The organism is Candidatus Chlorohelix allophototropha, from assembly GCF_030389965.1.
Classification (GTDB): Bacteria; Chloroflexota; Chloroflexia; order Chloroheliales; family Chloroheliaceae; genus Chlorohelix; species Chlorohelix allophototropha.
In genome coordinates, this window is sequence record NZ_CP128399.1 from 1145748 (window position 1) to 1159072 (window position 13325).

Below are 13325 nucleotides of genomic sequence, written 5' to 3' on the forward strand. Positions count from 1 at the left end.
AGGAATTTGCAATACCTCCAGAAATGGGGCAAATCTGCATTAAAACCAATTCCCAAAATTTACAAGACGTTTACTTAATGAAGCGAGAATTTCTGGATGCGATTGTTTCTGGTATCGGCAATATAGGCATTATCGAAATTATCAACTGCAATAGCTTCAGGCAAGGAAAATTGTCCATCTGCGCTGCCTTCGCTGCCCCAATCCAGCAGAAAATGACCATCATTATCGAATTTCCAAATGCGTCCGTTGCTGGTTCCCGCTACGTACAGGTTACCCTTACTATCTACGGTGATACTATTCCCGCCATTACCGAACTTTGTCAGGAAATGACCTTTGCTATCAAACTTTTGGATGCGAAGGTCATCAGTTACAAAAACATTATCAGCACTATCAATGCTGATCGAGTAGGGATAGGCAAACTCTCCGTTCTGTAGTCCGGCATTACCCCATTTATATAGAAAATGACCGTTGCTGTCAAAAACCTGAATACGAGCATTTCCCCTGTCTGCTACATAAACGTTGCCTTTTGAATCTACTGCAATTCCATAGGGTCCGCCGGGATAGATAATACCCCCAAACTCACCATCGGCTGTGCCTTGCTTGCCCCACATCAACAGGAAATTTCCCGCGCTGTCGAATTTCTGGATGCGATAGTTCCCACAATCCGCCACGTAGATATAGCCTAAAGGGTCAATTGCTATGGATAGTCGAGTACAGGGCGTGCCGGGGTCATAATCGAATTGACCCGCTCCAGTACCTTTCGAACCGAAAGAAAAAAGAAACCGCCCGGCATAATCAAATTTCTGAATACTATGGTTTCCGGCATCGCCAACGTAAATATTGCCTTGACGGTTCACCGCGATTCCGGTGGGACCACCGATAAAATCGGGATTAAACTGCCCATCACCGTTAAGCGCATTTCCCCACTTGAGCAAAAAGTTACCGTTAGAATCAAATTTCTGTACTCGGTAATTATACAGATCGCTTACATAGACATTGCCCTTGCTATCCAGCGCAATTCCGGTGGGAGCATTAAACTGACCGTTTTGACCTCCCTGTGCACCCCAACTCTTGAGCAATTGTCCTTTATCATCGTATTTCAGTATCCGATTGGTAGCGCCATCGGCAATATAAAGCTCCCCTACCTGTGACACTGCAAGGCTATATGCCGAATTAGTCCGGTCAAATGGGCGCGATTCTAAATCTAGTTTGGAAAGATAAAGCCCATTGTTATCAAACTTTTGCACCCGATGATTATAAATCTCGGCAACATAAACCCGATCTTGCTTGTCAATCGCCAAACTCCAAGGCATATTTAATTGACCGTTACCTGAGCCGTATGTACCCCATTTAAGTAAAAATTTGCCGTTACCATCGAATTTTAGGATGCTATTCCCGATACTATCCGCTACATAGACATTTCCAAGACTATCGGTGGCAATACCTGCTTGCCCGGAAAGGTCGTAAGAAACGGGTGTGCCTGTACCCAAATCTGTCCATTTGAGCAGAAAATTACCGAAAGAATCAAATTTGGCGATGGTAGAACTGCCAATAGCCGGCACAAATATATTGCCCTTTTGGTCGGCAGCGATAGCAGCTACAGCATTGAATTGTCCGTTATGATCGCCTTCCAGCCCCCATTTAGCCTGTATCAATCCGATCGAGTCATACTTGAAAACGCGCTTGCTGAGTTGGTCGGTGATATAAACATTATCCTGAGTATCCACCGCTATACCACCGGGGCTAAAGAAGCGGTTAAAGCCGCCCCCGATTTTCCACATGAACTCGGCTTTTGTTTTGGGAGCTTTTATCTGATTACCCAACAAGCCTAGTAAAATATCATAAGGGGCTTTATTTTCAGGGTGATATTCAAACCTTGCCCTTTCAAACCATTGCGAGATATAAACTTTTCCGGTTTCTGGGTCAGTTTCGGGGTGTTCTTCGGAAATGGGGTAGCCAAATCGTTCCAATCCACCGTTATCTAGCCAATATTGCAAGAAACCAAATCGTAGGTTATGCCCGGTTTCGGGGAGATACCATTGCTGCTCTTTGGGACGCGAGGGGTCGAAAATCTTACCGGCGGGGAAGAAATCAGGGTCAACCGCCAGTGCTTCCCGGCGTAAATCTTTACCCAACAAGCCCAACAAGACTTCAAAGCGAGTTCCGGCAAATTCTGGATGCAATTCAAAGCGGGCGCGTTCAAACCACTGTATGAGAAAGGATTTATTCGTTTCGGGGTCGATTTCGACTTGTGCGTTAGTAATCGGATAACCATAAACAGGCAATCCTCCGTTGTTGTTCCAATAGTCCAGAAACTTGCCGCTTACGGTTTTATCTGTGTCTGGAAAATACCGACTAGATTCAGCAGCATAAACACGCTGAAACGATAAAGAAAATAAGCTAAAAATAATGCAAATAATAATAAAAAGGCTAATCCGCTTATTTGCTAAAAATCTTAACACTTGCTAGATTTCCTTTCACCTATAAGCTGCTACCTAATCCGCTAATGATTTATTAACGTATAAACAGGCAAATTGTTCTGAAAAAATGTGGTATGCAAAGGAAATTAGCTGTTTTTAAGCATCTCTTTTTATAGTTATAGTGGTGTAGCAGAAATTGACAGGTTGATTTTCGGGGCTATAATCAGCTTCTACGATAAAACAATTATGGAGTGAATTGCAGTTGCATTTATGTCAAGTAAATCATTGTGCTTTTTCAAGATGTAATTAGCGATGACACAAAATCACAGAACTATTTCCGCGAATTTGTACAAGGATGATTGAACAAAAAGTTACCTTCACCCAACCAAAAGAAAAGCCGGGGCGTTTGCGTCTGATTATTATTATCGGGGCGTTGTCGGCTTTTGGCCCTCTTTCAATTGATATGTACTTGCCTGGTTTGCCTTCGCTTTCGAAAGATCTCGGCGGTGCAGATTGGCAAGTTCAGCTAACCTTAACTGCCTGTCTACTGGGCTTAGCTAGTGGTCAGATATTGGCTGGCCCGTTGAGTGACGCGAGGGGACGATATCGCCCGTTACTGGTTGGATTGTTGATTTATAGCCTCGCTTCTTTAGCATGTGCTTTAGCGCCTAACATTTTCGTGCTTATACTTACAAGAGTTTTGCAAGGGGCAGCAGGTTCAGCAGGTATTGTAATTGCCAGAGCAATGGTTCGTGATATGTTTTCAGGTGACGAGGTAGCGCGTTTTTTCGCTATGACAATGGCAATAAACGGACTGGCGCCGATTCTAGCGCCAATTCTAGGAGGACAATTGCTGAACTTTACCTCTTGGCGGGGCATATTCATAGTGCTAACTGCAATCGGCATTGTGCTATTTTTTACCGCTGCTTTGGGTTTGAAAGAAACATTACCGCTAGAAAATCGGCATACAGGCGGTATCCTAACGACCATCGGAATATTCCGAAAATTACTTTCCGACCGTATTTTCATTGGATATGCCCTATCCTCCGGTCTCGCTTTTGGGGGAATGTTCGCCTATATAGCCGGGTCGCCTTTTGTGCTAGAAGGCATTTTCGGATTGTCACCACAGATGTTCAGCCTGATTTTCGCTTTAAATGCACTTGGAATTGTTATTACCAGTCAAATCAGCGGCAGATTGGTCGGCAAGGTAAAACCGCGAAAGTTGCTTGGTTTGGGTTTGAACAGCGCCTTGATAGGTGGGCTACTTCTGGCATTAGTTATCGTAACTAATATCGGGTTGGGTGGTGTACTTCCCGCGCTGTTTCTGGTGGTTGCCAGTATCGGGCTAATCGCCCCAAATGCGACAGCGCTGGCTATGGCTGAAAATGCGAAAATTGCGGGAAGCGCTTCTGCACTTATCGGCGTAACCCAGTACATAATCGGAGGATTGGTAACACCACTGGTAAGTATAGGTGGTAGTCAAACCGACCTGCCTTGGTCGTTGGTCATTGTAGTGCTAGTTATTTTAGCGAATATAACTTTTATAATAATGACCCGCCCGCATCCTGAAAGAATCGAGAACTAAAAGGCGCAAGGGAAGATTCTTATGAATATGCAAGATACAAGCGTTATAGAACGAATAAAGAGTTTTAACAAAAATCGAAACCCTGAGTTATTATCCCTAAAATATGAGCGTATGAGCCAAGATGCCTTCAGCTTCTTCCGAGGCACCTGTCATCTATTTTACGAGGATTTGCCTACCGAGACACCACTTAACGAAGCCCCCGCTACATGGATTTGTGGTGATTTGCATTTTGAAAATTTCGGCAGCTACAAAGGCGATAACAAGTTGGTGTATTTCGACCTCAATGATTTCGATGAAGCGATGCTTGCTCCTTGCATATGGGATATGGCGCGCTTCATTACCAGTATTATGGTAGCATCACATTCATTGGGAATAGATCGAGTTGGAAGCCTTGAATTAAGTAGCGATGTGCTAAAAACGTACCGAAATACACTTTCGACTGGCAGAATTAGCACCATTGAAAGAGATACAGCTACCGGGATGGTAAAAGAACTGCTACTCAGTCTAAAAAACCGTAGCCGTCGCGAATTTCTCGATAGTCGTACTCAAATAGTTAAGCAAAACCGAAAATTAATAATCGACCCTAAGCGTACTTTACAGGTAGCCCCTGAAGAGCGCACCAGAATAACCAGCTTTATGGAAAAATGGGCGCTCAAGCAAAGCGAACCGAACTTCTTCAAGCTTCTAGATATGGCTAAAAGGATAGCGGGAAACAGCTCACTTGGAATTGAGCGTTATGTGCTGCTGGTTGAAGGGGAAGGCTCTCAGCACCGAAATTATTTGTTAGACCTCAAGTTTGAGGGTGTTTCATCGTTACAACCCTATCTGAAATTGGCACAACCCAATTGGGCTAATCAAGCGGTGCGCGTAGCAACAATCCAGAAAAGAGTTCAGGGTACACCGCCTGCACTGCTACAAGCTGTAGCAATCGGGGAAAAATCCTATCTGATGCGTGAGTTGCAACCTACGCAAGATAGAGTTAACCTTACGCTATGCAACGGAAAATTGCGCAGACTGGAAAAAGTAGCTAATCAAATGGTACAACTCGTTGCATGGGGGCAGTTGCGTAGCGGAGGGCGACAGGGTAGCGCAAGTGCCGATGAAATGATAGAGTTTGCAGCCTCCAATAAATGGGTCAAACCTCTCCTTGAATATGCCACAGCATATGCCTTAAAAGTACAAAGCGATTATGCTATTTACAAAATTGCTTATAACCAAGGTGACTTCAAATTTTCAAATTAAAGCTCCTATGTAAAAGCATATTTATAGCAACTTATTCCAGAATATGGTAATATCTGCTAACTTACCTCAGCGAAGTAAATAATCTCATTTGATATTCAATTATTGTTGTACTAAGCTAATTATGGTAACCGATTGCACCCAGTGCAACAGGTGTTTATATTTTATCCACAGGAACTGAGGTGAAATTTAGCAGCTAACATATTATTAAAACTTTGAAAATCTATAAGAATAGAAGGATATCATACTTATGAATACAGCATTTTGGATATTACAGGGGTTGTTAGGGTTGGCATTTCTGGCTGCTGGTATTATGAAAGCCACACAACCTCTTGAGAACCTTTCCACACGAATGGATTGGGTTAAACAAGTTCCCGCTGGTTTGGTACGCTTTATCGGTATAGCGGAGGTGTTAGGCGCAATCGGCTTAATAGTTCCGGCAGTTACCGGTATTGCAAGCATCTTAACACCTATAGCCGCCTCGGCGCTTGCAGTGGTGATGTTATTAGCAGCAGGTTTTCATTACAACCGGAAAGAGTATAATCGCATTGCTCCTAGTGCGGTTCTCTTTGTATTGACTGTAGTGGTAGCGGTAGGACGCTTTGCAATTAGACCATTTTAAGGGAATATGTTAGATGTCAAATAACCTTACTGGAGAAAATCTGTTTTCATTTTCAGACCAAAAACTGCCCGCCCTTTTTATAGGGCATGGCAGCCCTATGAACGCCATTGAAGATAACGAATTCAGTCGTAGTTGGGAAGAATTGGGCAAAACCTTGCCAAGACCACACGCAATTCTATGCATCTCAGCCCACTGGGAAACGCGAGGCACACAGGTTACGGCAATGACCCAGCCTGAGACGATACATGACTTTGGCGGGTTTCCGCAAGAACTTTTCGAATATCAGTATCCCGCTCCCGGCTCACCTGAACTAGCAAAATTGGTTCAAGAAATAGTGCAACTCACCAAAGTTGAGCCAGACCTAAGTTGGGGTTTGGATCACGGCACATGGTCAATCCTAACAAAAATTTACCCTGAAGCCGATATACCAATAGTTCAATTGAGCTTGGATCGCACCAAAGAACCTGCCTATCACTATGCCTTGGGCAAAGAACTAAGAGCCTTACGCAACCGAGGCGTTATGATAATCGGCAGTGGCAATATAGTACACAACCTGCGTTTCTTGTCTTTTCAGATAACAGCCTACGATTGGGCAATTGAGTTTGATACTCTGATCAAACAATTGATAGAAAAAGGCGACCACGAATCTATAGTTAATTTTCGAAATCTGGGAAAAGCAGCGCAGCTTTCTATTCCAACCAGCGAACACTTTTTACCACTACTATATATTTTGGCGCTTCAAGAAGAAACAGATAGCCTTCGTTTTTTTGCAGAGCAATTTTCAATGGGTTCTCTTTCGATGAGTTCAGTCTGCTTGGAGGCATAATATCAGCTTGACTTGTTATTCTTGAGTATATCAATTAAATAGGTGAACAATTTTTAACTTGACAGTTTTCACTTTTCTTATTATTATTTGTTTAGCCTTTTAACAGGCAAGGCTTAATAACAGAATATTGTAGCTCTTATCCAGAGAGGTGGAGGGTAAAAGGCCCTGTGAAGCCCGGCAACCAACGCAAGTTAAAACTAATATGCGTAAGGTGCCAATTCCGGCGTAACCATTTAACAGGTTTGCGCAAGATAAGGGAATCTTTCGGTTTCTAAAACCGGTAATTCAAAAGAAGATTTAACCCCCTTATCTAGTTGCAGATAAGCGGGTTTTTTTATTGCCCGCCCAAGCTCAGTTTTTAAAAATAGTAAATCAATTCGCAAAGGGAAGGGTACGAGAAATGAGTTTAACATTACCGATTTATTTGGACTATAACGCGACTACCCCAGTAGACGAGCGAGTTTTGGAGGCAATGTTGCCTTATTTTTCAAGAAAATTCGGTAATGCCGCCAGCGACCATTTGTTCGGGCATGAAGTGCAGGGTTCCATATACAAAGCGCGTCGTCAAATAGCCAATCTTATTGGCGCAAAAGCGGAAAATATCGTTTTCACCAGCGGGGCAACCGAATCTGACAATATCGCGCTCTTTGGAATTGCAGAAAAATATGCTACTAAAGGCGATCATATAATCACCTGCGTTACAGAGCATAAAGCAATTCTAGATTCAGCCCGCCGCCTTGAGCAATTGGGTAAAAATATTACTTTTCTGCCGGTTGACCAATATGGCAGAGTTGATCCTGAAGCAGTACGAAACGCCATTACTCCTCACACAATCCTAATTTCTATTATGGCTGCCAATAACGAGATCGGCACAATTCCCGATCTGAAAGCAATTGGCGCGATTGCGCGCGAGCATGGGGTGCTGTTCCATACTGATGGCGCACAATATGTTGGGCATTTACCCTTGAATGTCGATGAATACAATATAGACCTCCTTTCCATTTCCGCTCACAAAATTTACGGACCAAAGGGAATCGGCGCTTTATATATCAGACCGGGTGTTGAGGTAGAGCCGGTAATTTACGGGGGCGGGCATGAACAGGGTGTACGCTCTGGAACATTAAATGTGCCGGGTATCGTGGGTTTTGGCGAAGCAGCTCAAATTTGCGCGGAACATTTGGAGACAGAAGTGCCACGCTTGCGAAATTTGACTCAGCGCCTATGGGAAGGTATCAGCAAAGCAGTAGAAGGTGTTGAACTGAACGGACATCCTACCGAACGCTTACCTCACAATCTTAATATCAGCATAAAAGGCATAAGCAGTCGTGAATTGATTGTGCAATTGGGCGACATTGCTATCTCAGCGGGTAGCGCTTGTAATGCAGCTGTTGCAAAAGCTTCGCATGTTATCTCTGCGCTCGGTTTTGGGGAAGAACGTGGATTGACCAGCCTACGGTTCGGGTTGGGGAGATATAACACTGAAGAGGAAATAGATTACGTAATTGAAAAGGTAATCGGGTTGGCAAACAGTAAAACCCACGTACTAAGCTATAGCGCGTAAAATCTTGGGGAAGGGGATGAGGGTTGCAGTAACCGCATCCCCTTCGAAATTACAGAAGGACTTATCAGCCTTTTTCAGGTTCAGTGGGTTTAGCACTACCCCTGCTACGCAAACCAATTATCATCGCGCCAACACCAATCAAAATGCCAACTACGCCTGCAACAAGCCCTACTATACCAAATAAAGCGGCATTATCGGCAGCAGATTTAGCATCCTGAGCCGTTTTTTGCTGTGCCAGCAATTGATCCTTAAGCGCTTGAACATCGGAAGAAGCTACCGAAGCAGCAACCGGAGTTATAGTAGTCGAAGGTACACTTGTAGCAACTTGAACCGCAGAATTAAAGCCCGGTTTGTCAGGAAATTGAATGGCTGTCAAGGGTTGCACACTATCGAAAGTATTTGGGCTGGAAACAAACTTTTCATCTATCTTGTCCTGACCGATAGAGCCGAAGAAATGAAAGGCATAATCCCCGATTTTGGTAGGAATAAAAATCGCATCATATTTACCGGGATTGCGCGGCACCGGTAATAAGGTAAGCGGCATAGACTGGCTTCCATAAATAACCTCCGCTTTGAGGGTATCAAAAGCGCCCGTCTCCCCATTAGAATAAGTGCCATCTCCTTTAGAATCGCATTTGCCCCGACATATAAGTAATTCAAGACCATTAGCGATACCCTGATAAGTTGGCTCAGAAATCCAACCTACCCTGAATAGGTACTTTCCGCTACTAACCTCGCGATCTTCATGCGCGCTGGCAATTCGGGTTTCAGCCAAAATCGGCAATAGCAAGAATAGCAATAAAACTAGCAGACTTATTTTTACCAGATTAGATTTGTTCACCTGAAACCCACATCCTCTTGATAAACTCTAGATTTACATCGCTTCTGCCAAGCATACACTTATGTCAACTTCATGGCAGGGTTAGCGGTTTCTCTGTCTATTGATTACAAATCCAGCGCTTGCCAGAATCAGGATTGAGGTAAGCAACACTAGAGGAGCTAGTAGACTGAAACTATCCTTATTAATTCCAAGCCCTGTGCTAGGCAGTTGAGTAAGAGAAGTATCATAGCTTTCGGTTTGCGTGACAGCATTCGCGTCACCCGCTGAAACTGCACCACTTTTCGCTACAGTAAAGCTGAACTCACCGTTTACAACACCGCTATCATCCTCGGTAAAAGTACGAAATTTAACGGTATATTTTCCATCCGAAAGGGTTGTTAAGCTAATAGTAGCCGTATCCTTATCAACTTTGAGATCACCCTTATCGACAACTTTACCAGTTGAGTCCAGTACCTGTAATTTAGTTAGGTCTGTGCTGGTGTCCTCGGTAAAAGTTAAAGTTAAGGTAACCGGAGAACTATTTAAAACTGCATTCGGTAAAATGCTAGAGGTTTTAAGCTGTGAATGCGCTAACGCTATACTAAATTGAAGAAGGAATAGCGTCAACAGTGACAGAGTTGTTGCCAATCCAATTCTTTTAATAAGGCTTTGCCTTTTTTTCCCGATCATAAAGACTCCTTTCAAGTACATCGGTTTACCAAAGATACTTCAGTGTTGTTCTAATTTAGCTCAAGCGCAATAACGAGGAAGAATTAGCCCTAGAATTATTTCCATTTTATATAGCCCTAAGAATAGAGGCTTATAGTTGCTGTAGCCTGATTTCTTGCATTTATAAAAGGCTGTACTGCATAATGGGAAAATATTACAGTAGAAAAAACAACTTGTATTTTCAATAATGGTTTAATTCTACACAAATGTAATGCACTTCCAGATTATAGGTCTTTATCATTAATTTTGGATTAATAATAAGGGCTTGGCAATAGCTCTTTACTGTCACATATAGCTATAAAAGAACTATAACTTACAAGCTCATTAGTAGCACATTCTGATTATTTGTCTCTAATAAGGATCTATGCAGGAGGGTAAAACTATGCAGAATTTTGCAGGCAAAGTGGCAGTTATTACCGGGGCTGCCAGCGGTATTGGAAAAGGTTTGGCAGAGAAATGTGTTAGAGAAGGTATGAGGGTAGTGCTGGCAGATTTTGAAGAACAAGCTTTGCAGCAAACTGTCACAGAATTGCGCGCTTTTGGAGAGCAAGCCATTTTGCCTGTAATCATAAATGTTGCAAAAGAGGATCAGGTTTTAGACCTTGCCTCACAAACCATTGCAGAATTTGGCGCAGTAGATTTCCTTTTTAATAACGCCGGAGTAGGGGTAAACAAACCGATTTGGGAATTTACCCATGCGGATTGGGAGTGGGTACTAAGTGTTAACTTATGGGGTGTTATTAACGGTATCCATGCTTTTCTTCCATTGATGCTCAAACAAGAGCAAGGAGGACACATTATAAATACCAGTTCGGTTTCCGGTTTGACCTCCGCGCCCTATATGGCTCCTTATAATATTACCAAACATGGCATTGTGACCCTATCTGAAACGCTCTATATTGATTTACAGGTAGCAGGTTATAAACATATCAAAGTATCGGTGCTTTGCCCCGGTTTTGTAAACACCCGCGCTTATGATGCCGAACGCAATCGCCCAGCAGAATGGCAAAATCCTTCCCGTGAAATAGCGCCTGAGGAAGTGCAACGTTACGAAATGGGACGTAAAGCCCTTGAGGGTGGTATGGCTCCTTCCGAAGTTGCAGATAAAACTTTTGCGGCAATTAAGGATGAGAAATTCTATATTCTCACCCATCCTCACTTTAATCCGGTAATCCAAATGCGGATGGAAGATATTTTACTGGGTCGTAATCCCATGTCTGCTAGACCTCAAGGTCGCCCTTCCAATTAGAGCTATAAAGAACAAGTAGAGTAAGAGTTGCCAAAATAAGCTTATGCCAACTCTTACTCTACCATTTCAGCTAATTAGAACCTCAATTGCAAGAGTTGCAATCTGGAACGAATCAGCATATCTATGTTATTGAGAGCGCCCTCTAGTTTTGTAGCTTCCCCTGCATGATTCCACAAATCGGCAGTAATTGCGCGAATACGCTGGTTGAGTTCATCGGCAAATTGCACCAACTGACAATCTAATTGAACAAGTTGGTTTAATAAGGGCAACTCATCGCGTATACGACCCCAGATTTTATCCTGAGTCGGAACAGGCATCCCCAATATCCGAGCGCCTAATTCTCTGAGACGCTCTCGCAAGAGAGTTAAATCTCTAAGGCGGTTTATTGCCTCCGAGTTTGGAAAAGGATTTTCGCGGGTTGCCGCAGGAATGTACTGACGCTGGTAATCCATTTCAAGTCTAGCAATTAGCTCTGCCGCTTCATTGAGAGATTTAGTAGCTCTCTGGCGTACCAACAAATCATCGGCACGTGCTTGATTCTTTTTGTCATAGAAATTATAACCATAACCCAACATTAGCAATTCAAGTTGCTGCTTAAATGGGTTATTTCCCTGTAGGTTACTCATCTAGGTAACTCCGGATTTGGAGGCCATGGCTGGTTTGCCGCGGGAGGGCGTGGAGCTTGAGGGGGCATAGGCGGCATCCCGCCTTGCGGTGGAGCTATAAAGCGTTCGGTATTCATAACTGGCGTAACCGACCCAATATTAAAGGGTTGCCCAATTGCCATATTTGGCGCGCTAACAGTGCCACGTTCTGCCATTATCATAGCGGTATAGTAGCGAACCGCATCTAGCTCACTCAAGCCAAAGGCTTTTAAGGAAATGAGCGCTTTCATCCGCACATCGCTTGGGCGCACCAAAACCTTGACCGTATCAAGGGAAATACCATAAGTGGCTAGAAATTGCTGGAGATGGCTATAAACCAATTGAGTCAAATCATGAATCTTTTCATTTACTCGTTCCAGCGGTGTCACCTGTATTAGCTGGTTTATAGCCTGCTCGACTACCGGTCCGGCATAGGCATTTACTTCCATTGTATTTATCATATGACCCCGATAGGGCATATGTTGTACCAGCGCCACTGCATTATCCGGGGTTGCCACATGAACATAATAATCCACATCGTATGCCATTTCAGCCATCTCACGAGAAAGCGCCAAGCCCGACGTTTTAATAACCAGCTTTGCCCGGTTAATGTAAATTGCTTCATATTGCCAAGGACTCTGTCCACCGTAAAAAGCTTGTTGAATTGAGCCGAATAGAATTTTCTGCGGGGTTTGCACCGGATATTGACCGGTCTCATAAACTGCTAGGATTGCACCTCGTGATTTCAATACGCAAAAATGGTTGCTTTCAACGGTAAGCAGAGAGCCGTTGATAATATCGTTGTTCGGATAGTGCCAAAGTAGCACTTCGGGACCCATAATTTCTTGCCCATCATTGGTTAGGGTAGAAATAACCTGTCTAATTCCTGCCATCATAACACCTCTCCTGAAATAATTTTTCTCAAGGTTGAGTTGAGCATCAAAAAAGAACCGGAGTTCTTAACTTACCAATAACAAGAATTGCACTCGCTCATTCAGTTATAACAAAAACGAGAATTAATAAGTATGATACACAGCACTTTTTTCTAATGTTATTTTAATGTTAGCCTTTCAAAAAGCGATAACGTTGTTCAAAGTTTTGCTACCTAGCGAAAAGTAAGATTTTTCGTGAGGTAATCACATGCTCAGTGTTAGATCCTTACACCCACTTTTCTTATTTACTTTGAACAGGGAAAAACGCTATCATCTATTATTCTCTACCCGGCAGCTAAAAAAATTAAGGAGAATGCGAATAGTGCGGCAAACCAAGCGGGTGACCGGAAGTACGGCATAATCGGAAATTAGCTGAGATGAAAGAAAAAGTTGGGAAGCGCAGAACAATGGCATATACCCGATGAATTATAGTACAGAATGACGCTATATTTTATCGCTTGCGTACTGGTACTCTGAATTTATATCTAAAACCCCATAATTGACTAATGGTGCAACATGTTTTATAATCCATTTCAAATAGTCAATAATGAATATTTACAAATGAATATTGTGTTAGTTTGATTATCTCCAACTCAAAAGTACCAAGCACTACCAGAAGTTTGTAGCCTAAATACTTGCTAGTTATCTCAAGGTTCATTATAAGAAATAAAAGGGAAAGATTTATAATTATATCTCGC

11 protein-coding genes and 1 riboswitch are annotated in these 13325 nt (G+C 43.0%); of the genes, 6 read left to right on the plus strand and 5 right to left on the minus strand.

Annotated elements, in window-relative coordinates; translation table 11 throughout:
* Positions 1 to 74: 74 nt before the first annotated feature.
* The gene (locus OZ401_RS04840) at positions 75 to 2462 is read right to left on the minus strand and encodes an SBBP repeat-containing protein (protein ID WP_341469579.1); all 2388 of its coding nucleotides are present in this window, start codon (positions 2460 to 2462) and stop codon (positions 75 to 77) included.
* A 313-nt stretch (positions 2463 to 2775) separates the two neighbouring features.
* Here OZ401_RS04840 and OZ401_RS04845 point away from each other — a divergent pair, with 313 nt between their 5' ends.
* The 5 genes from OZ401_RS04845 to OZ401_RS04865 all read left to right on the plus strand — a co-directional run bounded on the left by OZ401_RS04845 (position 2776) and on the right by OZ401_RS04865 (position 8253).
* Positions 2776 to 4005, plus strand: coding sequence for a Bcr/CflA family multidrug efflux MFS transporter (locus OZ401_RS04845; protein ID WP_341469580.1), 1230 nt, complete (start codon positions 2776 to 2778; stop codon positions 4003 to 4005).
* Positions 4006 to 4026: 21 nt separating this feature from the next.
* The gene (locus OZ401_RS04850; RefSeq protein ID WP_341469581.1) at positions 4027 to 5247 is read left to right on the plus strand and encodes a DUF2252 domain-containing protein; all 1221 of its coding nucleotides are present in this window, start codon (positions 4027 to 4029) and stop codon (positions 5245 to 5247) included.
* 247 nt (positions 5248 to 5494) lie between these two features.
* Positions 5495 to 5866 (plus strand): DoxX family protein, encoded by a 372-nt coding sequence (locus OZ401_RS04855; RefSeq protein ID WP_341469582.1) that lies wholly within the window; start codon positions 5495 to 5497, stop codon positions 5864 to 5866.
* 13 nt (positions 5867 to 5879) lie between these two features.
* Positions 5880 to 6692, plus strand: a complete 813-nt coding sequence (gene ygiD, locus OZ401_RS04860) for a 4,5-DOPA-extradiol-dioxygenase (RefSeq protein ID WP_341469583.1) — start codon at positions 5880 to 5882, stop codon at positions 6690 to 6692.
* Positions 6693 to 6825: 133 nt separating this feature from the next.
* Positions 6826 to 6950: riboswitch (SAM riboswitch) on the plus strand.
* Positions 6951 to 7092: 142 nt separating this feature from the next.
* Entirely contained in the window at positions 7093 to 8253 is a 1161-nt protein-coding gene (locus OZ401_RS04865; RefSeq protein WP_341469584.1) for a cysteine desulfurase family protein, read from the plus strand.
* Positions 8254 to 8317: 64 nt separating this feature from the next.
* Here OZ401_RS04865 and OZ401_RS04870 read toward each other — a convergent pair whose 3' ends face one another.
* Both OZ401_RS04870 and OZ401_RS04875 read right to left on the minus strand, forming a co-directional pair.
* Complete coding sequence (locus tag OZ401_RS04870) at positions 8318 to 9094, minus strand: hypothetical protein (protein ID WP_341469585.1); 777 nt, start codon at positions 9092 to 9094, stop codon at positions 8318 to 8320.
* A gap of 81 nt (positions 9095 to 9175) precedes the next feature.
* Positions 9176 to 9763, minus strand: a complete 588-nt coding sequence (locus OZ401_RS04875) for a copper resistance CopC family protein (protein ID WP_341469586.1) — start codon at positions 9761 to 9763, stop codon at positions 9176 to 9178.
* Between the two features lie 421 nt (positions 9764 to 10184).
* Here OZ401_RS04875 and OZ401_RS04880 point away from each other — a divergent pair, with 421 nt between their 5' ends.
* A complete protein-coding gene (locus OZ401_RS04880) occupies positions 10185 to 11051 on the plus strand; it encodes an SDR family NAD(P)-dependent oxidoreductase (RefSeq protein ID WP_341469587.1) in 867 nt (288 codons plus the stop codon).
* Between the two features lie 74 nt (positions 11052 to 11125).
* On the opposite strand, the gene OZ401_RS04885 is transcribed toward OZ401_RS04880, so the two are convergent.
* A complete protein-coding gene (locus tag OZ401_RS04885) occupies positions 11126 to 11677 on the minus strand; it encodes a hypothetical protein (RefSeq protein WP_341469588.1) in 552 nt (183 codons plus the stop codon).
* Entirely contained in the window at positions 11674 to 12591 is a 918-nt protein-coding gene (locus tag OZ401_RS04890) for an SPFH domain-containing protein (RefSeq protein ID WP_341469589.1), read from the minus strand. Before OZ401_RS04890 ends, OZ401_RS04885 begins: the two co-directional genes overlap by 4 nt.
* Between the last annotated feature and the right edge of the window lie 734 nt (positions 12592 to 13325).